The organism is Aliiroseovarius sp. F20344, from assembly GCF_023016155.1.
Taxonomy (GTDB): domain Bacteria; phylum Pseudomonadota; class Alphaproteobacteria; order Rhodobacterales; family Rhodobacteraceae; genus Aliiroseovarius.
Map to the genome: position 1 here is coordinate 306,076 of NZ_JALKBG010000003.1, position 21,864 is coordinate 327,939.

Below are 21,864 nucleotides of genomic sequence, written 5' to 3' on the forward strand. Positions count from 1 at the left end.
CTTGATATCAATCAGAAATCCAGATTCTCAACCGACAAGGCATTCTGCTGGATGAACTCACGACGCGGCTCAACCACGTCCCCCATCAGCTTGGTAAAGATGTCGTCAGCCTCGGCTAGGTCATCGACTTTAACCTGCAGCAGCGTGCGTGCCTCGTGATCCAGAGTCGTTTCCCACAGCTGATCTGGGTTCATCTCGCCCAGACCTTTGTAGCGCTGCAATGTCAGACCTTTTTCACCCTCGGCCAGAATCGCATTCAGAAGGTCAATTGGCCCCTGCACCAGAATCTCACGATCCTTCCGCGACAGGTGCGAATGCTCTTGATAAACGTCACGCGTATCTTTCGACACTTCTGACAGACGACGCGCTTCACCAGACCGAAGCACAGCACCGTCCAGCGTGCGAATCTCTTCTACACCGCGCAAAACACGTGCCAGTCGAATACCGTGATCTTGCGTGATCCGACCCTGCCAGCCACGTTCATATTCAACGGCAACCTTATCCAAACGCGCCGCGACGTCATCCGCCACACGCTGCAAATCTGCATCTGCACGACCCGGATCAAAGGCTCCGGCAAGGGCGGCTTGCTCTAGAATGTTGCGCGGGTAGTGAGTCGGGAAAGCATCCAAAATACGCTTGAAATTACGTGCGCCATCGACGATCCGCGACAGATCAGCGCCTGCAATTTCTTCGCCATTGGTCAGACGCAGCACAGTGCCATCGATCCCCTGATTAATCAGATAATCCTCAAGTCCCGCCTGATCTTTCACATAGACCTCGGACTTGCCGCGCGCCACTTTGTAAAGCGGCGGTTGCGCAATATAGAGGTATCCGCCCTCAATCAGTTCCGGCATCTGACGGAAGAAGAAGGTCAACAGAAGCGTCCGGATGTGCGCACCATCCACGTCAGCATCGGTCATGATGATGATCTTGTGATAGCGCAGTTTCGAGATGTCGAACTCATCCCGACCAATTCCAGTGCCCAATGCGGTGATCAGCGTGCCGATTTCTTGGCTGGAAAGCATACGGTCAAAGCGGGCACGCTCGACGTTCAAGATTTTACCACGCAGCGGCAACACAGCCTGATCATGGCGCGAACGCCCTTGCTTTGCGGAACCACCGGCCGAGTCACCCTCGACCAGGAACAGTTCACGTTTGGCCGGGTCTTTTTCCTGACAATCCGCCAACTTCCCGGGCAGCGACGCCACGTCCAACGACGACTTCTTACGCGTCATTTCACGCGCTTTGCGCGCCGCTTCACGGGCCAATGCAGCCTCGATAATCTTGCCGACAATCATGCGCGCAACTTGCGGGTTCTCGTCAAACCACTCTTGCAGCTTTTCATTCATCAGGCCTTCGACCGCTGGGCGCACTTCTGACGACACCAGTTTGTCTTTGGTCTGAGAGCTGAACTTCGGATCCGGCACTTTCACTGACAGCACGCAAGTCAAACCTTCGCGCGCATCATCGCCCGTAAAGTTCACCTTTTCCTTCTTCGCCAACCCTGACGAGTTGGCATAAAGGTTCAGCGTCCGCGTCAGCGCACCCCGGAAGCCCGCCAAATGCGTACCGCCATCACGTTGCGGGATGTTGTTGGTAAAGGGCAGAACATTTTCGTGGTAGCCATCGTTCCACCACATCGCGACCTCAACCCCGATCCCGTCTTTTTCGCCGGTGACGAAGATCGGCTCTTCCATCAGAGGGGTTTTGGAGCGATCGAGATACTTCACGAACTCCTTCACACCGCCGTCATAATGCAGCTCTGAAACCAGCTTTTCAGCCGGGCGTTCATCTTCGATAATGATGCGCACACCCGAATTCAGGAAGCTCAGTTCACGCAGGCGGTTTTCCAGCGTCTTGAACTGATAATCGAGGTTCGAGAACGTGTCAGTCGACGCCAAGAAACGCACTTCGGTCCCGGTGCGATCCCCACATTCGCCAACCACTTCCAAGTGCTTCGCGGTTTCGCCACGCTCAAATCGAGCGACGTGCTCTTTCCCATCGCGCCAGATGCGCAGCTCCAACCAATCGGACAGAGCGTTCACAACGGACACCCCTACACCGTGCAGACCGCCGGACACTTTATATGAGTTCGAGTCGAACTTACCGCCAGCATGCAACTGGGTCATGATAACTTCAGCCGCGGAAACGCCTTCTTCCGGGTGCGTATCCACTGGAATGCCACGGCCGTTGTCGAACACGGAAACCGAGCTATCAGCATGAATTGTGACGGTTACGGCGTCAGCATGACCGGCCAAAGCCTCGTCAATGCCGTTGTCCACGACCTCGTAAACCATATGGTGCAGGCCTGACCCGTCATCGGTGTCACCGATATACATACCAGGGCGCTTTCGCACCGCTTCCAAGCCTTTGAGAACTTTGATGGATTCAGCGCCATACTCGGCACTGTTCTGCGCGTCATCAGCCATGTGGGCCTTCCTGTTATTCGTTCCCGAAAATATAGTGTTTCATAAGGGGATTGTCACGCCGAACACACAATATTTAGCGGTTTTCGCGCGATGTTTTTCTTAAATTGTTTTTGGGAATTGCTGTCTCGCTAATTTGACCCGAAACGCCCGCAGAAATTAGGAGTCTTGCGACGTTTCCTTTCAAACTATTCTCTGGTTCAAGCAGAAACGCATTACACAAACAGGATCGCTATGCCGACCAGTAGTAGCAACGCTCCAGCGGCGTAATTCATCCTCTTCAAAGCGTGTTCAGAAGACAGCAATGCGCGTGCGCGATCCACGAAGAACGCCAGTATTAGGTTGCCCACCAAAGGCACAACGAAGGAAGCCAATGCAATCGCCAGGATGTCAGGTCCGGTCAGCGCTGAAAGATCAAAGAAGCCCGGCAAAACCCCCATGTAGAAGAGGATGGCTTTTGGGTTTGACAGGATCACGATCAGCCCGGCCACAAAACCCGCCAACATGCCTGGTCGCGTCAAGCGACTGTCGCCAGTCACTTTATGCCCGGCTGACCGAATTATGGTCACGCCCAGCCACAAAAAGAACAACGCGGCGACGATGCGCAGGACGAACATGCCTCCCTCAACGCTTGACGCCACCCAGCCCATGCCCAGCGCCGCCAAAACGGACCAGAAGATGTCACCCACGGCGACACCCAGTGTCAAAGGCCAGGCCTGCTTGAAACCGCCAGATAACACACGTGCAACCAAGGCCACCCAAACGGGGCCGGGCGTTAAGAAGAGAATGAACAGGCCAAAGATATAAAACCCAAGCTCGGACGCTGTGATCGTCATGTCAGATGGCCGTCTTCATCCAGCTCCCAATAGGGGTTCATGGCATATTCCCAGACATGGCCATCTGGATCAGCGAAGTAGCCCGAATACCCGCCCCAGAAGATCTTGTCAGGCCGGGTGACAACCGTGCCACCTGCGGCAATCGCAGCCTCATAAGCTGCGTCCACTTCAGCCTCGGTTGGAAAATTCTGGCCCAGTGTCATGGCGCCCGTTCCAAGCGCCTCGACCGGGCGGTTCATATCCTCGGCCAATCCTTCAAGCGTGTAGAACCCGAACTTCATGCCGTTCATGTCGTAAAAGGCCACCTTGTCCAGCACGCTGGACGGTTCCCAACCAATGGAGCCGTAAAACGCAACGGCGCGCTCCAAATCCTTTACACCCAATGTGATAAGCGTCACGCGATTGGTCTTCATGGCTGCACCTCATGTATTTCTGAAATTCCGTTGGTCTCTTTGACCTCGAAATGCGCCGCACGCGCGCCCAACTCGTCGAACAGCTCCGGCCCCGTTCCGGTCATAAATGCCTGCGCGCCCAGCGCGCAGATTTCATCATAAAGTGCGGCACGGCGGCGTGCGTCCAAATGGGCTGCTACTTCGTCTAATAGCAAGATGGGCGGCGCACCAAAATCACGCGCCAAAGCCCGCCCGTTGGCAAGGATCAGCGAAACCAGCAGAGCCTTCTGTTCACCCGTCGAACAATCGCGCGCGGGCACTCCTTTCGCTGCATAAACAGCTGCAAGATCGGACCGATGCGGCCCCACAAGGGTGCGCCCCGCCAGCAAATCACGTGGCCGACTTTCCGCAAAATCATCCGCCAATGCGTCTTGTTCTTCTGATAGATCCGCACCTTCTGGCTGCACCAATGAAAGCTCTGCTGTGGGAAAGGCGGTTTCAGCCTCGGCCTGAGCAGCTAACAGTTGCTCCAACGCACGCTTTCTGTTGGCAATGATTGCCACCCCAGCCTGCGCCATCTGCGCTTCCAATGCAGCATACCAATGCCCGTCCCGTTGCCCGTCTTTTAGCAATCGGTTCCGTTCTCGCATGGCTTTTTCATAAGTCAGAACAGCATCTGCGTGACCCGGCTCGAAACTCATTGTCATACGATCCAGAAAACGACGACGTCCTTCTGCCCCCTCGACCCACAAACGGTCCATGACAGGCACTAGCCACACAATGCGCGCGATGCGCCCCAAGGCCACTTGCGCGGCGGCCTTTCCGTCAATTCGAACTTGTCGGGATGATCCAGCCTCAAGCCAAGTCTCGACCTCGTGCACCTGATGCAGACTTTGAAGCACAGCCGAGATTTTCCAGCCGACAGCTTCTGGCTTTCGGATCATCTCATCCAACGCCGCACGTCGTAGCCCACGCCCGGGCGAAAGCATCGAAATAGCTTCAAGGATGTTCGTCTTACCGGCCCCGTTCTGCCCATGAAGCACAACAGGCCGACCATCCAACGACAGGCGTGCCAGTTTGTGACTGCGAAAATGGCTGAGTGTCAGCTCGCGAAGGGCGAGTGTCATCGCGCCCTCCTTCTCAGCGGTTCAGTGCGTGACAGGTCACACACGCATAGGCATGACGACGTAAACTGCGCTGGTGTCATTGCCTTCACGCATCAAAGTCGGGTCGCCCGACGAATTGAACATGAAGACTGCATTTTCGCGATCCACCTGGCTGGCGATTTCCAGCAGATATTTCGCGTTGAACCCAATCTCCAACCGCTCGTCGTTATAGGCCACGGCCAGCTCTTCCTCGGCTGCACCTGCATCAGGTGCATTGACCGACAGAACAAGACGATCTTCGTCCAACTGCAGCTTTACGGCGCGCGAACGCTCGCTTGATACAGTGGCAACCCGATCCACGGCTTGCGCAAACTCGGTCGCATCAACTTCCAGCTTGCGCGTGTTGCCCGAAGGAATGACGCGCGTGTAATCTGGGAAGGTTCCGTCGATCACTTTCGACGTTAGCGTGATTGCAGGCGTAGCAAACCGCACCTTAGTTTCTGAAACAGACACAGCAATTTCCGCTTCATCATCATCCAGAAGCTTGCGCAGCTCGCCCACAGTTTTACGCGGAACGATCACACCTGGCATATCTTCAGCGCCAGAGGGCAGATCTGCGTCAATGCGCGCCAGACGGTGACCATCTGTGGCCACACATCGCAGCACCTTGCCGCCATCAGATTCTGAAACGTGCATGTAGACACCGTTCAGATAATAACGAGTTTCTTCTGTAGAGATCGCAAATTTGGATTTGTCGAACAGACGGCGCAGAACCGGTGCAGGTGCTGCAAAATTTGCCGAGTATTCCGAGCTTGCCATGACCGGGAAGTCTTCTTTCGGCAATGTCGCAAGCGAAAAGCTGGAACGGCCAGCTTCGACGCTCAAACGTCCAGTTGCTCCATCGTCGGTCAGCTGGACAAGCGCGTCGTCAGGCAACTTGCGCACAATCTCGTGCAAGGTCACAGCGGAAACCGTGGTGGCCCCGGCGCGTTCGACCATGGCTTCGGTCTTGTCGACAACCTCGATATCCAGATCCGTAGCGCGGAAGGACACGCTGTTTCCTTCGGCCTCGATCAGCACATTTGCAAGGATTGGAATGGTGTTCCGGCGTTCTACAACTGATTGCGCCTGTGCCACGGCCTTTAGAAGCGCGCCGCGTTCGATACTGATCTTCATGTCCCACTCCTGACAGATACCGGGGCAGAGACCATATCAGGTTCACCGCCCGGCTCAATTCTTTATTCGGAATGTCCGCTTCTTTCGTGGGCGGGTCAAGGCTTTAAGCCTTAAAACCGCCAATTCAGGGTTGCATTACGCTTCTAGTGCGCGGCGCAGCAATTCCAGATCTTCCGCGATCTGATCATCAATGCCCTTTAGTTCGTCGATCCGCTTCACGCCATGCATGACCGTTGTGTGGTCACGCCCACCGAAACGGCGACCGATTTCTGGCAGCGACCGCGACGTCATGTGCTTTGCCAGATACATCGCCACCTGACGCGGACGGGCAATGGTGCGAACACGTTTTGGACCAATTAGATCCGACAGGCGGATGTTGTAATGCTCGGACACTTTGCGCTGGATTTCTTCGACCGTGACCTTGCGATCAGATGCGCGAAGGATGTCACCCAAGCAATCCTGAGCCAGTTCCAGTGTAATCTCGCGGCCAACAAGCGAGGCAAATGCGAACAGACGCATCAAAGCACCCTCCAGCACGCGAACGTTTGTCGAAATCCGGTGCGCCAGATACTCCAGAACCCCATCCGCGATCACCAAACCTTTGTATTGTTCGCGGTAGCTGTTCACCTTGTTTTGCAGCACACCCAACCGCAGCTCATAGTCGGTCGGATGCAAATCAACGACCAAACCACACTGTAGGCGACTTTTGATGCGATCCTCCAGATCCTTAATCTCACCCGGTGCGCGGTCTGCCGAGATGATGATCTGCTTGTTCTGGTCCACAAGGGCGTTGAACGTGTGGAAGAACTCTTCCTGCGTGCTGTCTTTGCCGGCGATGAACTGGACATCGTCCACCATCAGGACGTCAACCGAACGGAAAATCTGCTTGAAGTCGATCATTTGCTTTTCGCGGATCGCTTGAACGAAGCGATACATGAATTGCTCAGCGGACAAATAAACCACACGCAGGTCGGGCTGGCGTGTTTTCATTTCATGCGCGATCGCGTGCATCAGGTGGGTTTTACCCAGACCAACGCCGCCATAAAGGAATAGAGGGTTGAAGGTGACAGGGCCGCCTTCGGCAACACGACGGGCAGCAGCATGGGCGAGCTCGTTCGGCTTGCCAACAACAAAACTGTCAAAGGTAAAGCGCTTATCCAACGGCGCGCCGGGCAGCTCGCCTTGGTCTGGCTTGGCGGCACTTGCGGTTGGTGCGGTCGCGGCTTCGCCTTGCTGTACCACAGGGCGGGGCTTTGCTTTCTCCGGTACAGTGAACTCAAGACGCGCAACCTTGACGCCTTCACTGTTCATATGGCGCATGATTTGATCGCCAAAGCTTTGGTTTACCCAGTTGCCAAAGAAATTTGTCGGAACCAGAAAGCGCGCAATACCGCCATCAAGTTCAGCAAATTCCAAGGGTTCGATCCAGCTGGTGTAATTATTCTGTCCCACCGCTTTTTGCAGCTTGTTGCGGACCTTGCCCCATTCTTCGTTCGTCATTTTACCTCGACCCAGCGTTTTATAGTTTCAGACTGTTCGGCGACAGTCTTTCACAGGCACTAATATCCAATTCACATGGCGCACGTGCAGCGCACCCTCCCATCGCGAAACACATGACATGCAGCGCGCAGAACGCTGGCCAGCCTTAAACACCGAGCCAATAAGGATGCCTCACCACATGGCGGCCCATGCTGGCGAAGTGTCCTTCTGGACGTCCGGAACTTGACAGTCTGCTCAACCGCCTTTGCAGGCAAAGCGGCTTGATGCATGTCACTGGACCGCTTGCGGTCAAGCGGGCGACACGCATTGGAATCTGACCCCCAAAGAATCAAATCCTAATGTGGCAAAAGGGGTTTTCCCCTTATAGTTCGTAGGTTTAGCCCACGTTTGTCTGATAGTCCCAAGTCGGCGAAGTGAATCGCTGAGGGCAAGCTAGCAATCCGTCAGCAATGCGCGCAATAGAACTTCACACTTGACTCAGAGTTTCGTGAAACGAATCCCGCAAGCCGTTTGTAAAATCAAAATTCTCGGCTCACTTAGCAAAAAGAGCGTGCCCATTTGGACACGCTCTTTTTTTGTTTTCGATCGCGGTTTGGTCGCGAATCTGTATCAGCCCAGAGCCTTCACGCGAGCGGATAGGCGCGAGACTTTACGCGAAGCTGTGTTCTTATGGTAAACGCCTTTGGTGACGCCGCGCATCAGCTCGGGCTGGGCAGCTTTCAGGGCAGCTGCTGCTGCGTCCTTGTCACCCGACTCGATTGCTTCTTCAACGGCGCGCAGGAAGGTGCGAATGCGCGAACGGCGGGCTTTGTTAACAGCGAAACGACGCTCGTTCTGACGGGCGCGTTTTTTAGCTTGGGGCGAATTTGCCATGTGTCTGATCCCTCTTTCGGGTGTGTTACGTTGTCTAAGCTGCGCGTACAGCACCCGACCGGGTTCAGAACCGGTGATTCTGGCCTAAGCGGGCCTCACGCGCATGGATGGGCTGCCGTTTACGGCATTTGCACCGTAAAGGGAAGCCCAAATAGGTTTACTTGTCGCGGAACTGCGGTTCGCGCTTCTCGGCAAAGGCAGCCATACCCTCTTTCTGATCTTCCGTCGCAAAGAGCGAATGGAATACGCGACGCTCGAACAGAATGCCTTCGGTCAGAGGAAGCTGCTCGGCGCGGTTCACCGATTCTTTGATCGCCATCACGGTGATCATCGACTTCTCAGCGATTTTCGCGGCTGCGGACATTGCTTCGTCCATCAGCTTTTTCGCAGGCACGACGCGGCTTACCAGACCCGAACGCTCGGCCTCTTCCGCATCCATGAAACGACCCGTCAGGTTCATGTCCATAGACTTTGCACGGCCAACCAGCTTGGTCAGGCGTTGCGTGCCGCCCATGCCGGCCATCACGCCTAGGTTCACTTCGGGTTGGCCAAATTTGGCGGTGTCAGAGGCGATGATGAAATCGCACATCATGGCCAGCTCACACCCGCCGCCCAGCGCGTAGCCGGATACGGCGGCAATGATCGGCTTTCGAATGCGCATGATCGCGTCTTCTTCAGGGGTAAATAGGTCACCAGCGAACACATCGACAAAGCTTTTCTCGGCCATCATCTTGATGTCGGCACCAGCGGCAAAGGCTTTCTCGGATCCGGTGATCACAATGCAACGCACTTTGTCATTGGCTTGCGCGTCCGCCAAGGCATCACCAAGCTCTGCAAGAAGCTCCAGGTTCAAAGCATTTAACGCGTCGGGCCGGTTGAGTTTTACCAGCGTAACGTGATCTTCGGTTTCAACGATGATGTTTTTATAGGCCATGGTTCCCCTGCCTTTGTCGCGAGTGGTTGGAGCGGAGTCCTAGCACGCCGGTCCGGTGGATCAAGCTATCTTTGGCATTGCGCACAATAGAAAGTCGAGCGTCCAGACTGCACGATTCGCCGGATTTCGCCCTCACAGCGCGAATTGACGCAACGTTCCCCCTTGCGCCCGTAAACCCGGAAACTGTGTTGAAAATAACCAAGATCACCGTCTGCCTGCCGATAATCTTTCAGCGAAGAGCCACCGCTTTCGATCGCCTCGGAAAGCACGTCCCGAATGATCGGAACCAGACTGGCCACCCGATCCTCAGAAATCCGTCCCGCCTTACGCGTCGGATGGATTCCCGCCCGGAACAGCACTTCGCAAACATAGATATTGCCCAATCCCGCGATGATTCCCTGATCCAGCAAGGCCGTTTTGATCGGCGTGTTCTTTCCCTCAAACGCTTCAATCAGATACTCCGCATCAAACCGGTTCCCCAATGGCTCCGGTCCCAAAACTTGGATCAACTTGTGATCTTCAAGCGCAGACGTCGCACAAAGGTCCATCGCCCCAAAACGCCTTGGATCGTTGAAGGTCACCCGCGCACCATTCTCAAGATCGAACACGACGTGATCATGTTTTTCAGGCGCGGGGTGATCGTGATGCATTTTCCCCAGCTTGTGGCCCGAGATCAGTATGCGCCCTGACATACCCAAGTGAATGATCAGAGTCTCGTCGGTATCCAGATCCAAAAGCAGGTATTTCGACCGCCTTCCCAACCTGTCCACGCGCGCTCCAGTTAGCCTTTCTGCCATCCGGTCAGGAAACGGCCAGCGCAGCCCCTCGCGCCGTGTTTCGGCCTGCAAGATGCGCGCGCCCTCCATTACTGGAAGTAATCCGCGACGTACTGTCTCGACCTCGGGTAATTCGGGCATGTTGAGAGCCTCTCCATTGTGCGTCCCTTACTGTCGCGATATGAGGGATCAACCGCAAGAAGCGAGTATGCCCAATGAGCACGTCAGACAACCGCACCACGCATTTCGGGTTTAAGACCGTGGATGAAGACGACAAGGCCGGAATGGTCCACGGCGTCTTTACCAATGTGGCTTCGAAATATGACATCATGAACGACGTCATGTCCGTGGGTATCCACCGCGTCTGGAAAGATGCAATGATGGATTGGCTGACCCCGCGTGACGGGCAGCGCCTTTTGGATGTGGCAGGTGGGACTGGCGATATCTCATTCCGCTTCTTGGGACGTGCTCCGGGGGCAGAGGCCGTCGTGCTTGATATGACCGAAAGCATGTTGGTCGAAGGCCGCAAACGCGCCGAGGCCTCGCATTTGGCCAACCATCTGGACTGGGTTGTCGGCGACGCCATGGCCCTGCCTTTTGAGGACAACAGCTTTGACCGCTACACGATTAGCTTCGGCATTCGCAACGTGACCCGCATCCCGGATGCTTTGAAAGAAGCCTACCGCGTACTGAAGCCCGGGGGTCGACTGATGGTGTTGGAATTCAGTCAGCTGCCTGATGACGGCATGCAGAAGCTTTATGACCTCTATTCCTTCAACGTCATTCCCAAGATGGGGCAACTTATTGCGGGCGATGCGGACAGCTATCAGTATCTGGTGGAATCGATCCGAAAATTCCCAGATCAAGACACGTTTGCCCAGATGATCAGCGATGCCGGATTTGAAAATGTGAAATATCGCAACCTGTCGCTGGGTATCGCAGCGCTGCATTCCGGGTGGAAAATCTAATATGCGTGGACCCCACAATATTTGGCGTCTGATCCGGACAGGCGCGACCTTTCAACGAACCGGTGCGATGGGCGTCGTCTTGGATGCCCTGAATGCTCCTCCTGCTTTGCGTATCGCCGCGCGGGTAATCGGTTTTCCGTTTGCTTGGTTGGGCAAGAAGGGTGACACATCCCTGCCGCCCGTAACCCGTGCGATCACCGCCTTGGGTCCGGCTTACATTAAATTCGGACAGATCCTTTCGACACGCCCCGACGTGGTTGGGCCTGCGCTTGCTGATCAGCTGCAATACCTGCAGGACAAACTGCCGCCGTTTGATCAGGCCGTTGCCCGCCGCATGTTCGAAAAAGAACTGGGCATCTCGATAGACCAGACATTCTCGGAGTTCTCCGAGCCCGTTGCAGCAGCATCTATCGCTCAGGTCCATAAGGCCCGTCTGGCCGAAACCGGAGAGGCGGTGGCCGTCAAGGTTCTGCGCCCCGGCATCGAACGCGCGTTCCGAACCGATATTGACGCCTTCCACTTCTCGGCCCGCGTGATTGAATGGCTGCTGCCATCCACCCGCCGCCTTCGCCCCACCGATGTGGTGGAACACTTCGAAAGCGTCGTGATGGGAGAGCTGGATTTGCGCTTGGAAAGCGCATCGGCCAGCGAGTTTGCTGAAAACACAGAGCGGGACGAGGGCTTTGTCGTCCCCGAAGTGAACTGGGGCCTATCTGGCCGCACCGTGATGACACTCGGTTGGGGCGAGGGCATTGCCGCAAACGACCTTGATGCCATCCGCGCATCCGGGCTGGATATGGACCGACTGGGCGAACACGTGTTGCAACTCTTCCTGTCGCACGCCCTTCGCGACGGGCTGTTTCATGGCGACATGCATCAGGGCAACCTGAAATTTGCGTCTAATGGAGACATCATCGCGGTGGATTTCGGGATCATGGGGCGTATCGACGAATACACCCGCCGCGTCTACGCCGAGATCCTATATGGTTTCATCACCCGCAACTATCGTCGCGTGGCCGAGGTGCATTTCGAAGCTGGCTATGTACCTGCCGACCGTGATGTCGAAGAATTCGCTCGCGCGCTGCGCGCAGTGGGCGAGCCGATTTTCGGGATGAATGCCACTCAGATCTCAATGGGCCGTCTTCTGGCGTACCTGTTTGAAGTAACCGAGAAATTTGGCATGGAAACGAGAACTGAGCTTATCTTGCTTCAGCGCACGATGGTTGTGGTCGAAGGGGTCGCACGATCCCTAAGCCCAGATATCAACATCTGGAAAGTGGCGCGTCCGGTGGTGGAAAGCTACATCTCAAACTCAATCGGTCCGAAAGCCTTGCTGCAAGATCTGGTCCACACGGTACGGGTTCTGGCTCGCTTTGGCCCGCGCTTGCCAGAATTGGCCGAAGCCGCATTGATCCGTCAATCCGAGGTACATCAGGAAAGCGATCGCGCAAGGCCAATACGTGCGATGAGCTATGTCGCGCTCGGTGGCGGCCTCGTACTTGCTGCGGTCTGGGTCTCAACCCTGCTCTAGGGCATGGCGCTCTAGCGCAGCAACGTCGCGATAGGCAACGTCACCATGCGCTGCTTTCCAGTCGCAATAACACGCCATACGCCAATGAAATAGAGGTGCGAGCGCTTCGTATCGCACCACGCCGACAGCATCCCCTCCCGATGCCAAATATGCGTCCAGAAAGTTGCTTATCTGGTTATCGGTCAGCGGTTTGCTTCCGTACAAAACCTGCATGGCAGGTGACAAGAAAATTGCGATATCCGCAGCTGGATCGCCCACCACAGGACATTGCCAGTCGATTAGTCGCAAGCCGTCAGCAGTCACTACAATGTTTCCCGGGACAATATCACCATGCAGAAACCTGCGGGTTGGGTTTGGCAAAGTGCCATTAACTTCGGGCGGCGCTGTCAGCGAAACTCCAGCTGCATGTGACATGGCCCGTGTTTCAGCGATTAGCGATACTGGCGACGTCATCATTTCGGGCAGCCCAGATGGTGCTTCAATACCATGCAGACGCGCCATCAACCGGGCAACATCTTCGACCGCGCCGGTCCACGGCACGCCATCCAGATGCTGGTAAAGGACGCTCGCCCCTAGCGCGCTGTCCAAAAAGGCCACAAGTGTGGGGGCAACCTCTTCGCCTTCCAGATGCTTCAAAACCAACGCTTCACGTGTGCCTTCGTTGGCAAAAAGTGGTGTGGCTGCGGTGCCGTCGAAAAGCTTGCATACAAGATCATACGGCATTTCATCCAACACAACGTGCCAAACTGGGTTACTGCGCCCCCCCGAAAGCCGCGACCATTTGGCGTTCTGCGTCACATGCCCTTCATCCTGCCAAATCAGGGAAAGCACTTGTTGCAGCGCAATGTCATCATCCCAAAGGGGCAGGTCAGTTATGTTATTCTCGTGCGGCCTCATGCAGGTTGTATAACCTGCGCAGCGCGCGACGAAAACTCATTCGGCGGCCTCACGCAGGGCAGAAACGGCATCAGCGGTCACGCGCTCACCGCTTTCCAGCACCAACCACAACTTGCCACCATTGTTTTGCGTTTCGACAATACGCCCATAGCTTTCCACAGGATCTGTCGAGAGATGCAGCCCGTTGCTGCGGCTTGTCAGCTCGAATGAATAAACGCCATCAGGAAAACGGTTTCCGTATTCATCTAAGCCGTCCCATTCCACCGGTTCCGTTGACACCGGAAGCGGCTTACTTTCAACGATCACACCTTCAGCGTTCTTGACCACAAGAATGGCTTCATCTGACGCTGCAACAGGATTTGGGGATAAGGTAATTGGCGCTCCGTCGAACTGAACTGGGGCAGCCACGCGGGCTTCTTTCCCAACCCAATCCGCGATATCCGACATGCCCATCAGACCAAGTTGCACGCCCATGTTTTTCAACAAGTCATTAGTGCGCACCTGCTGCTCCACGCCCGAGAATGTCGCCAGCTGCACGGCATAATCCGTCGATTCAATCGGATTAAGCGGGTCCTGGTTTTCCATCTGCGCTGTCAGCATCACCAAAAACGTCTCAAAATCGGATGAGACCATGGGGCCGTCCGATGCAGAGGCCTGAGCGTAGTCCGCAGGTGCGGCTGTCAGCGCGGCGGGCATTGCTGTTGAGGTCACGTTCATAATTGGCTCCTTAAAGTCGAATATCGACGCCCATAGCCCCATTGGCCCGAACCACAATTGGAACGGCGTCATCTTGGGCTGGCGAAGAACTGGATATCTGGGACTCGCCGCCACCTTGCGGCGTGCCTTCATCTGTCGAGGATTCCGTCTCATCACCAGATGTCTGTTGCTGGAAGGTAAAGCTGACATCCGTGATACCAAATGCCTGCATATCCTGCGCCAGCTGATCGATATGGCGCCGCATCAGGTCCAAAGTATCCGCTCGTTCGAAGCTTAAAGTCACTTGCATACTGCTGCCGTCCGAATGAAACGACATTCGAAGCCGTCCGAGCTCCTCGGGGCTAAGCGTCAGTTCCAATGGGCGATCGAGGTTCTGACGCAATACTTCGGCGATCTGCGCCGCAATACCACGGGGAAGGTCTGGAGTGCGTTGGCCTATCGCAGTTTTAGTTTCGATTGAACTTGTTGATATTTGCTCCACTACCCTCAACGACGCTTCCTCTTGAATGTCATCTTGGGAAGGCGCGTCCAAAGGCTGCACCAATGCAACGACTGCTTTTTGTTGGTCTGGCCCTGCTTCTGGCATCCGCGTTTCAATGATCATACCTAAGCCAGAGGCCCCAACCGCCCTTGAAGTTTGCTGTGGATGAGCTTCGTATTCCTTACCACTTAACTCCGGCTGAACTTTCTTTGCTGAGCGACTCAACAGATCCGTGACAGCTGGGTTTTCAGGCATGTGCCGCGCACCTTCCGCCTTGCCCTCATATGTTTCAACCTTCGCAATTGGCACTTGGACAACTTGTTGAGCTGAATTCTGTGCTTCAGCGCGTGCTGTATCAGTTTGAACTTGGACAGAACTGGTGCGTTGAAGCGGTACGCCTTCCATAGTTTCTATAGTCGTCGGCATCTGCGCGACGGGTTTGTCGGAAGTCACGAGAATCTGCGCAGCTTTAGGTTCAAGCATTGGGGGTTGCTCATTCGGAGCAACTTTCAGTTGACCCTCAAAATTTCCCGCTGCACGTATCAACTCGGATGGAGGTTGCTTTTGGTTGGCAGGCACTTGTTCCAAGTGCTGGTTTTCACCATCGGCCAACGATTGAGTCGATAGAGTTGCGGCAGGTACTTCGGGAGTGAGTCTTGTTGAATTTTCAGCATCGCTCGTCAGGAAATGAGCTTGGTTTGTTGGCGCCGCGAACTTAAGCGCCCCTTGCTCTTTCGTCACGTTTGCGGCTGAGTTCTCAGTATGGATTTCATCCGCGAACCACTCTAGATCTGGTTGACCTTGCGCTGCAGGGTCAGAGGAAGCCGCTTCCAAGGCTAAGACCGGCAGCTCTGGCAAAATTGTTGCCTGCGCTCTGGGCAAGACTTCCGCCGAACGCGGGTTTTCTAGCAAGGCAGATTCCTTGCCGATCCAGCTTTCAAGCTGAGGGGCAAGATCATCTGGATCAACACCGCCTGAATTCGGTTCGGTCACCTCAGCCTTTGTGCCCTCAGCGATCTGCAACTCAGACGTAAAAAACACCTTATCAAATGGCGCCACTGTTTCCGTCGTCACGGCATCCAGAACCTGTGCGGTCGGGGACTGCGTTTCATTTTCTGTTGTGCCCATGGCAAGTGATGGGAGTGTTGAGAACTGCATTCTTACATCCGGGTTTTCTGCCGCCGTTAGGAAAGAATTACAGATGGGAATTACCAAATCTTTACCGCTGGTCTGGATACTGCGAAAAACTGTCACCAATTTGAAAGGTCAAAGTCATGGAGCCGGTATTTGGATCTCCGCCCCTCGCGTCACCTCATGGTGGGCCACAAAAAACAGACATAGATCTAGCGCTTTGGGATGCCGCGAAGGAACTGGAAGCAAGCTTCCTGTCGGAAATGCTTAAATCCGCGGGAATCGGCGAGACACCCGGCAGCTTTGGCGGCGGAATCGGGGAAGATCAGTTTGCGTCCTTCCTTCGACAAGAGCAGGCGCGGAACATGGTGAGCACCGGGGGCATCGGATTGGCCCAGTCCCTTTTTGAAGCACTGAAAGAGCAATCTCATGAGTCACTCTAATACTCTGATCGAGTTACTGGAAAACGAGCGCCAGCTTCTGCAATACGGTGATCTGAAGGCCCTGCAAGATCTGGCCGAAGCGAAAAGCGATTTTATCCAAAATTTGGATCTGCGGACACTCAGCCCGGAACAGTTGCAACGGCTGCAGTCACTGACCGCGCGAAACCAAAGGCTGCTGGCAGCAGCGGCAAGCGGTATCCGCGCCGCACAAAAACGGATCGATGGAATTCGCAACCCTGATCAAGGTATCAAAACCTATTCACGAACCGGCCAATCAAAAAGCATTTCGCGCAACACGGCGAGTTTCGAAAAGCGCGCTTAACCCACCAAGTTTAGTTCAACTTGTAAGCATCATGGTCTCGGGGATTCAGTATTCATTCAGGATTGTCATCGCAGGTTTGTCACGCATCTTAATGGATGGCGCAACCGATCCAGTCGGTTTGCAAATGTCAGAAGGCAAACGTTCCCCCAACCAGATTGGGGGTCATGAAATCAGGCGCAAAGCGCCCTAGACTGAAGGAAATATGATGTCCAGCATTCTGACTAACAACAGCGCAATGGTCGCGCTGCAAACGCTGAAATCTATCAACTCGAACCTTGCAAATACTCAAGCTGAAATCTCGACGGGTAAAGCCGTTGGATCGGCCAAGGACAACGCAGCGGTTTGGGCAATCTCGAAAGTCATGGAGGCTGACGTAAAAGGCTTCAAAGGTATATCGGAAAGCCTATCTCTGGGCGAAAGCACCGTTGCCGTTGCCCGCCAAGCTTCCGAAACCGTCACCGACCTTCTGACCGAGATCAAGGGCAAGATTGTTGCCGCTCAGGAAGACAACGTGGATCGCGCCAAGATCCAAACTGACATCGTCGCACTGCGTGACCAGATCACGTCAGTTGTTGGGGCTGCACAGTTCAACGGCCTGAACCTTGTAGACGGTTCGCAATCGGGCACCAACTCAAACGGCAATGTCGGCGTAGACGTACTGTCTTCGCTTGACCGTAAGGCGGATGGTTCGGTTGTAACCAGCTCGATCGGTGTTGATTCTCAAAACTTGTCGCTTACGGCTGGTACTGACCTTGCAGCCGCAGCTGCATCGGTTGGTACGGATACAGGCACCGCTGGTGTGATCGATGCAAATGACGGCGGCACAAACGATTCCATCACCTTGGACACGTTTGCCTTTCTGGACTCCTCAGGCGGCGCAACTGCGACTGAAGCAGTACTTCCCAATGCCGCCGGCGTTGACACTAGTGTGAACACCGGTCTGGTGGTTGGCGACCAACTGTCTCTGACCGTTGGTACCATTCAAGGCAGCTACGTGGTCAAGGAAGGTGACACCGCAGAATCGGTTGTTGCGGGTATGAAAAACGCGATGGTCTCTGCCGGACTTGATAGCGGATCGCTGACCATGGACATTGACACCAACGCGGGCCAACTGGTCATCACCAATGAAACCAACTCTGACATTGCTTTCTCGTTCGAGGCAACGCGCGGATCGGGCGGGCTGTCCGGGCTGGGAACAATTGACGTTTCCACCTCATCTGGCGCTGATGCCGCACTTGGGTCGATCGAGAATATGATCCAGACGTCAATTGATGCCTCGGCTTCTTTCGGTTCGGTCGAAGGCCGGATCGAGATCCAGTCTGACTTTGTTGGCAAACTGTCTGACTCGCTCAAATCTGGCATTGGCGCGTTGGTTGATGCGGATATGGAAGCCGCATCGGCGAAACTGCAGGCCCTGCAGGTCCAACAACAGCTTGGCACTCAGGCTCTGTCGATCGCCAATCAGGCACCGCAGAACATCCTGTCGTTGTTCCGCTAATGGCATGAGAGGGCGCCAAAATGGCGCCCTCACCTTTGACCCAACAGAAATCGTTACCGGAAGGAAAAACCGTGAACGCAATCAGAATGGCCAAAACGGCCTATGCCGCATCATCCCGCACACCGCTGAAAACAAATCGCGGCACAGAATACGAATTGTTCGCCCAAATTACGCACCGCATGGATCAACACGCAAACGAAAGCACTTTCGATTTTGCGAAACTGGCACAAGCGCTCCACGACAACCGCAGGCTCTGGACGCTGCTTGCCACCGATGTAGCCGACGAAATGAATGGCCTGCCGGCCGATCTTCGCGCCCGTATTTTCTATCTGGCCGAATTCACAGCCGACCATACCCGCCAAGTTTTAAGCGACGGAGCAGACGCCTCGGTTTTGGTAGACATTAACACCGCGATTATGCGCGGTCTGCGTCAGACCGGAGTGGCAGCATGAGCGGTTTGGTCTTGAAACTCAGCCCGAAAGAACGCGTTTTGATCAATGGGGCCGTGATCGAAAACGGCGACCGAAGATCACGCCTTTCAATCGTGACTCCGAATGCGAACATCTTGCGCCTTAAGGATGCCATCCATCCGGAAGAGGTGAACACACCCGTTCGTCGCGTCTGCTATATCGCGCAGCTAATCTTGTCGGGTGATGCGGAAAGTGACGAAGGAAAGCTGCAACTGCTGCGCGGGATCGAGCAGCTGAGCCAGGTCTTAACAGATTCGGATAGCCGCACGATTCTGGTTGCGGCCTCCAGCACAGTACTTGATGATCAGTTCTATCAAGCGCTTAAGCACCTTCGAACACTTCTCCCGCGAGAGGAACGCCTGCTGTCGGCACGTTTCGCATGAGCTTTCAGCCGGTCATACCGTTCGGTGGTGCGGCCGGCTGGGCATTCTTGCAACGTACAAAAGAAGCCCAGCAGCATGCATTTGAAAGCGGCGCTGCTGTTCAACGCGACGTCCAATATTTCCAAGAAAACATCGGTAACATCACGACAGCTGAACAGCTGGTCAGTGATCGGCGTATGCTGTCCGTGGCGCTTGGCGCTTACGGCTTAAGTGACGATATCAACAACACATATTTTATTCGCAAAGTGCTTGAGGATGGGACGCTTGATTCAGACGCTTTGGCCAACAAGTTGTCCGACAAACGCTATTATGAGATGGCAAAAGACTTCGGGTTCGGGGATTACAGCATTCCGCGCACCCAGATCTCTGATTTTGGTGCCTGGACAGTGGACGCGTATAAGGAACGGCAATTCGAAATTGCAGTAGGAAACCAAGATCAAGACATGCGTTTGGCCATAGGGCTGGAGCGCGATCTTAGCTACATTATCGACAAGTCCACGACTGATGCAGGCAAATGGTACTCCGTGATGGGCAACCCGCCCCTTCGGCAGGTTCTTGAAACGGCCCTTGGACTGCCCAAGTCTTTCGCAACAATCGACATCGATCAGCAGCTTGAGGTCTTTCAGGAGAAGTCCGAGCGCTATTTCGGTTCTTCAAAAGTCGATCAGTTTTCCGATCCGGTAAAACTGGAAGAGCTTACACGGCTTTTTCTGGCACGATCACAAATCGCAAGTGGGTCTGCTGCGCTTAGCTCCAACTCAATTGCTCTGACACTTCTACAAAACACCTGATCGCAGGCCTATCCTATTTCGTTTTCCAAACATTTCGCCAGGCGATCAAAACTTGTCTGCGTATCCACAACCTCTGGCGCGGATAGGAACTCATCAATTCCCGGCCAGACTGTAACAGCATGATCCAGCGCAGTATCAGACCCAGACGTATACAACCCTGCCTGAATCATCATTTCTGACCGATCATACAAACCAAGAAGCTGGCGCCCTTTCGAAATCAATGAGTTCTCATCTTCCGTAGCGGCCTCGGGCAGGGCTCGTGATACAGAGCGGAGGATATCGATGGCAGGAAAACGGCCGCGTTCCGCGATTTTGCGATCAAGAACCACGTGCCCATCAAGAACCCCGCGCAGGATATCAGCTACTGGCTCCTCCATATCGGACCCAGCTACAAGAACCGAAAAGACAGCGGTGATATCACCCGCCTGCCCGACACCGGGCCCGGCGCGTTCGCAGAGTGATGTGATCTGCTGCGTCGTGGACGGTGGAAAACCGCGCAAGTTTCCTGCTTCGCCCGATGCCAAAGCAATTTCCCGATGTGCCTCGGCGAACCGAGTAACGCTGTCTGCTAGGAAAAGAACCTGCCGCCCAAGATCGCGGAAATGTTCGGCCACAGACATCGCCATCCACGCGCATCTACGGCGCATCATCGGAGACTGATCCGAGGTTGCCGCAACAACCACCGCGCGTTTCATGCCTTCTTTCCCAAGAACGCGTTCGACGAATTCCCGCACTTCGCGCCCCCGCTCGCCGATAAGCGCAATGACAACCACATCCGCGTGCACCCCCCTCGCCAGCTTCGCCAGAAGGGTCGATTTACCCACACCCGACCCGGCAAAAAGACCAATCCGCTGCCCACTCACAATCGGAAGGAACGTGTTGAAAACCGTCATACCCGTCTCAAGCCGCGATCCCAGTGGGCGGCGCGCTGTTGGGTTGGGCACTTTGCTTTTCAACGCACGGGCGACCGGGCCCTGCAATATAGGTGTCCCATCTAGGCTTTGCCCCAATGGATCGACAACCCGGCCAATCCAACTATCGTCAGGGGCCACACTTGTTCCGCCAAACAGCACAACCTCGTCTCCGATTTGAAGCCCGGCACTATCGCCGTCTGGCAGAACCGAAATATGCTCTTCGTTCAGTCCCAGAACCTCGCCCATTCGATGATCGCCATCGGCGGGTCTGATTTGCACCAGATCAGACTGTGCGGCGACCTTGGTTAGTCCCTCAACTTCGACCACGCCTTGCCTTATGCGTTTTACCCGCCCGACGTGGCGGACAACTTGCAGTGACGTAACCGAAGCCGAGACCTGTTCAAACCCAACGCTGTGCACCGGCATTCTCCTAAAATTTTCTCTGAAACTGTTTATAAAGGAATCAGGGTTAAGCCTTGGTTGAAGCCAATCGAGGGAGAAGCCCCGATGTTTGATAAATTGAGTATCTTCGCCAAGGCGAATGACCTTGCGCTCCACGCTGCGGCCCGGCAGTCCGTCATCGCACAGAACATTGCGAATGCGGATACGCCCGGGTATCGCGCACGCGACATCCCCTCGTTTGCCGAGGCATATCAGCCCGCGCGTACGGAACAATTGCGCGCCACACGCAGCAATCACATTGATGCCAGCCTGACAACAACTGCAAGCGCAGATGCGAACACCGTTTACCGCGCGGGTGCAATCTCACCCAATGGGAACTCTGTGTCGCTTGAGACTGAAATGATGATGGCTGCTGAGGCCAAGCGTGATCACGATCTGGCGCTGGCTGTTTATAAATCAACGCTGGGCATCGTGCGAAGCTCATTGGGGCGGAGGTAACGGGCCATGAGTGATCTTAGAAATTCAGTTGCAGCTGCTGCGTCGGGCATGAAAAGTCAGGCCAATCGCCTACGCCATGTCTCTGAAAACATCGCCAATGCGGACACTCCCGGATATCGCCGTAAGACGGTAAGCTTTCAGGCCGCCCTTGATGGTGGCCGCGCCACAGGATTGGTCGAAACAGGGCGGGTTCAGTTGGACAAAACGACCTTGCCCAGCATCTATGACCCATCTCACCCGCTTGCCGATGAAAGCGGACATTACAAAGGTTCAAATGTGGACCTGATTATCGAGATTGCAGACGCACGCGAAGCGCAGCGCAGCTACGAAGCCAACCTAAAAATGTTCGATCAGTCGCGCCAGATGTCGCGCGGCTTGTTGGACCTGCTGCGTCGATAG

General features: G+C 55.0%; 23 protein-coding genes. 10 read left to right on the forward strand and 13 right to left on the reverse strand.

Annotated features, from left to right (window positions below; genetic code table 11):
• Nucleotides 1-11: 11 nt before the first annotated feature.
• From gyrB to mutM, 9 genes are all read right to left on the reverse strand, one after another.
• Nucleotides 12-2,429, reverse strand: coding sequence for a DNA topoisomerase (ATP-hydrolyzing) subunit B (gene gyrB, locus MWU55_RS01985; protein ID WP_246934025.1), 2,418 nt, complete (start codon nucleotides 2,427-2,429; stop codon nucleotides 12-14).
• Between the two features lie 212 nt (nucleotides 2,430-2,641).
• Complete coding sequence (locus MWU55_RS01990; RefSeq protein WP_246934026.1) at nucleotides 2,642-3,262, reverse strand: LysE family translocator; 621 nt, start codon at nucleotides 3,260-3,262, stop codon at nucleotides 2,642-2,644.
• Nucleotides 3,259-3,675 carry a VOC family protein gene (locus MWU55_RS01995; RefSeq protein ID WP_246934027.1) on the reverse strand — a complete coding sequence of 139 codons (417 nt, stop codon included), beginning with the start codon at nucleotides 3,673-3,675 and terminating at the stop codon, nucleotides 3,259-3,261. The genes MWU55_RS01990 and MWU55_RS01995 overlap by 4 nt, the downstream gene beginning before the upstream one ends.
• The gene (gene recF, locus MWU55_RS02000) at nucleotides 3,672-4,781 is read right to left on the reverse strand and encodes a DNA replication/repair protein RecF (RefSeq protein ID WP_246934028.1); all 1,110 of its coding nucleotides are present in this window, start codon (nucleotides 4,779-4,781) and stop codon (nucleotides 3,672-3,674) included. Before recF ends, MWU55_RS01995 begins: the two co-directional genes overlap by 4 nt.
• A gap of 36 nt (nucleotides 4,782-4,817) precedes the next feature.
• Nucleotides 4,818-5,936 carry a DNA polymerase III subunit beta gene (gene dnaN, locus MWU55_RS02005; protein WP_246934029.1) on the reverse strand — a complete coding sequence of 373 codons (1,119 nt, stop codon included), beginning with the start codon at nucleotides 5,934-5,936 and terminating at the stop codon, nucleotides 4,818-4,820.
• 135 nt (nucleotides 5,937-6,071) lie between these two features.
• Nucleotides 6,072-7,436, reverse strand: coding sequence for a chromosomal replication initiator protein DnaA (gene dnaA, locus MWU55_RS02010; RefSeq protein WP_246934030.1), 1,365 nt, complete (start codon nucleotides 7,434-7,436; stop codon nucleotides 6,072-6,074).
• Nucleotides 7,437-8,045: 609 nt separating this feature from the next.
• Nucleotides 8,046-8,309, reverse strand: a complete 264-nt coding sequence (gene rpsT, locus MWU55_RS02015; RefSeq protein ID WP_246934031.1) for a 30S ribosomal protein S20 — start codon at nucleotides 8,307-8,309, stop codon at nucleotides 8,046-8,048.
• A gap of 157 nt (nucleotides 8,310-8,466) precedes the next feature.
• Nucleotides 8,467-9,243 carry an enoyl-CoA hydratase gene (locus MWU55_RS02020; RefSeq protein ID WP_246934032.1) on the reverse strand — a complete coding sequence of 259 codons (777 nt, stop codon included), beginning with the start codon at nucleotides 9,241-9,243 and terminating at the stop codon, nucleotides 8,467-8,469.
• Nucleotides 9,244-9,308: 65 nt separating this feature from the next.
• Nucleotides 9,309-10,160 carry a bifunctional DNA-formamidopyrimidine glycosylase/DNA-(apurinic or apyrimidinic site) lyase gene (gene mutM / locus MWU55_RS02025; RefSeq protein WP_246934033.1) on the reverse strand — a complete coding sequence of 284 codons (852 nt, stop codon included), beginning with the start codon at nucleotides 10,158-10,160 and terminating at the stop codon, nucleotides 9,309-9,311.
• Between the two features lie 74 nt (nucleotides 10,161-10,234).
• On the opposite strand from mutM, the gene ubiE reads away from it, so the two are divergent.
• Nucleotides 10,235-10,987: a bifunctional demethylmenaquinone methyltransferase/2-methoxy-6-polyprenyl-1,4-benzoquinol methylase UbiE gene (gene ubiE / locus MWU55_RS02030; protein WP_246934034.1), complete on the forward strand. Its 753-nt coding sequence runs from the start codon at nucleotides 10,235-10,237 to the stop codon at nucleotides 10,985-10,987.
• A gap of 1 nt (nucleotide 10,988) precedes the next feature.
• Nucleotides 10,989-12,518 (forward strand): 2-polyprenylphenol 6-hydroxylase, encoded by a 1,530-nt coding sequence (gene ubiB, locus MWU55_RS02035; protein ID WP_246934035.1) that lies wholly within the window; start codon nucleotides 10,989-10,991, stop codon nucleotides 12,516-12,518.
• Here the strand turns inward: ubiB and MWU55_RS02040 are convergent.
• Genes MWU55_RS02040 through MWU55_RS16590 form a run of 3 tightly spaced genes read right to left on the reverse strand, consistent with a single transcriptional unit; the run spans nucleotide 12,504 to nucleotide 15,867 of the window.
• Nucleotides 12,504-13,415, reverse strand: coding sequence for an aminoglycoside phosphotransferase family protein (locus MWU55_RS02040; protein WP_246934036.1), 912 nt, complete (start codon nucleotides 13,413-13,415; stop codon nucleotides 12,504-12,506). The genes ubiB and MWU55_RS02040 overlap by 15 nt on opposite strands.
• Nucleotides 13,416-13,451: 36 nt before the next feature.
• On the reverse strand, nucleotides 13,452-14,132 hold the full coding sequence (locus MWU55_RS02045) for a flagellar hook capping FlgD N-terminal domain-containing protein (RefSeq protein WP_246934037.1): 681 nt from the start codon (nucleotides 14,130-14,132) through the stop codon (nucleotides 13,452-13,454).
• A gap of 10 nt (nucleotides 14,133-14,142) precedes the next feature.
• On the reverse strand, nucleotides 14,143-15,867 hold the full coding sequence (locus MWU55_RS16590) for a flagellar hook-length control protein FliK (RefSeq protein ID WP_246934038.1): 1,725 nt from the start codon (nucleotides 15,865-15,867) through the stop codon (nucleotides 14,143-14,145).
• A gap of 20 nt (nucleotides 15,868-15,887) precedes the next feature.
• On the opposite strand from MWU55_RS16590, the gene MWU55_RS02055 reads away from it, so the two are divergent.
• From MWU55_RS02055 to MWU55_RS02085, 6 genes are all read left to right on the forward strand, one after another.
• Nucleotides 15,888-16,187, forward strand: a complete 300-nt coding sequence (locus MWU55_RS02055) for a rod-binding protein (protein ID WP_246934039.1) — start codon at nucleotides 15,888-15,890, stop codon at nucleotides 16,185-16,187.
• A complete protein-coding gene (locus MWU55_RS02060; RefSeq protein WP_246934040.1) occupies nucleotides 16,174-16,509 on the forward strand; it encodes a flagellar biosynthesis protein FlgN in 336 nt (111 codons plus the stop codon). Before MWU55_RS02055 ends, MWU55_RS02060 begins: the two co-directional genes overlap by 14 nt.
• A gap of 205 nt (nucleotides 16,510-16,714) precedes the next feature.
• On the forward strand, nucleotides 16,715-18,007 hold the full coding sequence (locus MWU55_RS16495) for a flagellin (RefSeq protein ID WP_281501773.1): 1,293 nt from the start codon (nucleotides 16,715-16,717) through the stop codon (nucleotides 18,005-18,007).
• Nucleotides 18,008-18,078: 71 nt separating this feature from the next.
• Nucleotides 18,079-18,459: a flagellar biosynthesis regulator FlaF gene (gene flaF / locus MWU55_RS02075; RefSeq protein ID WP_246934041.1), complete on the forward strand. Its 381-nt coding sequence runs from the start codon at nucleotides 18,079-18,081 to the stop codon at nucleotides 18,457-18,459.
• Nucleotides 18,456-18,860 (forward strand): flagellar biosynthesis repressor FlbT, encoded by a 405-nt coding sequence (flbT, locus tag MWU55_RS02080; protein ID WP_246934042.1) that lies wholly within the window; start codon nucleotides 18,456-18,458, stop codon nucleotides 18,858-18,860. The genes flaF and flbT overlap by 4 nt, the downstream gene beginning before the upstream one ends.
• On the forward strand, nucleotides 18,857-19,651 hold the full coding sequence (locus tag MWU55_RS02085) for a DUF1217 domain-containing protein (RefSeq protein ID WP_246934043.1): 795 nt from the start codon (nucleotides 18,857-18,859) through the stop codon (nucleotides 19,649-19,651). The genes flbT and MWU55_RS02085 overlap by 4 nt, the downstream gene beginning before the upstream one ends.
• A gap of 8 nt (nucleotides 19,652-19,659) precedes the next feature.
• Here the strand turns inward: MWU55_RS02085 and MWU55_RS02090 are convergent, their stop codons facing one another.
• Nucleotides 19,660-20,991 (reverse strand): FliI/YscN family ATPase, encoded by a 1,332-nt coding sequence (locus tag MWU55_RS02090; RefSeq protein WP_246934044.1) that lies wholly within the window; start codon nucleotides 20,989-20,991, stop codon nucleotides 19,660-19,662.
• Nucleotides 20,992-21,072: 81 nt separating this feature from the next.
• On the opposite strand from MWU55_RS02090, the gene MWU55_RS02095 reads away from it, so the two are divergent.
• Both MWU55_RS02095 and flgC read left to right on the forward strand, forming a co-directional pair.
• Nucleotides 21,073-21,465, forward strand: a complete 393-nt coding sequence (locus MWU55_RS02095; RefSeq protein WP_246934045.1) for a FlgB family protein — start codon at nucleotides 21,073-21,075, stop codon at nucleotides 21,463-21,465.
• Between the two features lie 6 nt (nucleotides 21,466-21,471).
• Nucleotides 21,472-21,864, forward strand: a complete 393-nt coding sequence (flgC, locus tag MWU55_RS02100) for a flagellar basal body rod protein FlgC (RefSeq protein ID WP_246934046.1) — start codon at nucleotides 21,472-21,474, stop codon at nucleotides 21,862-21,864.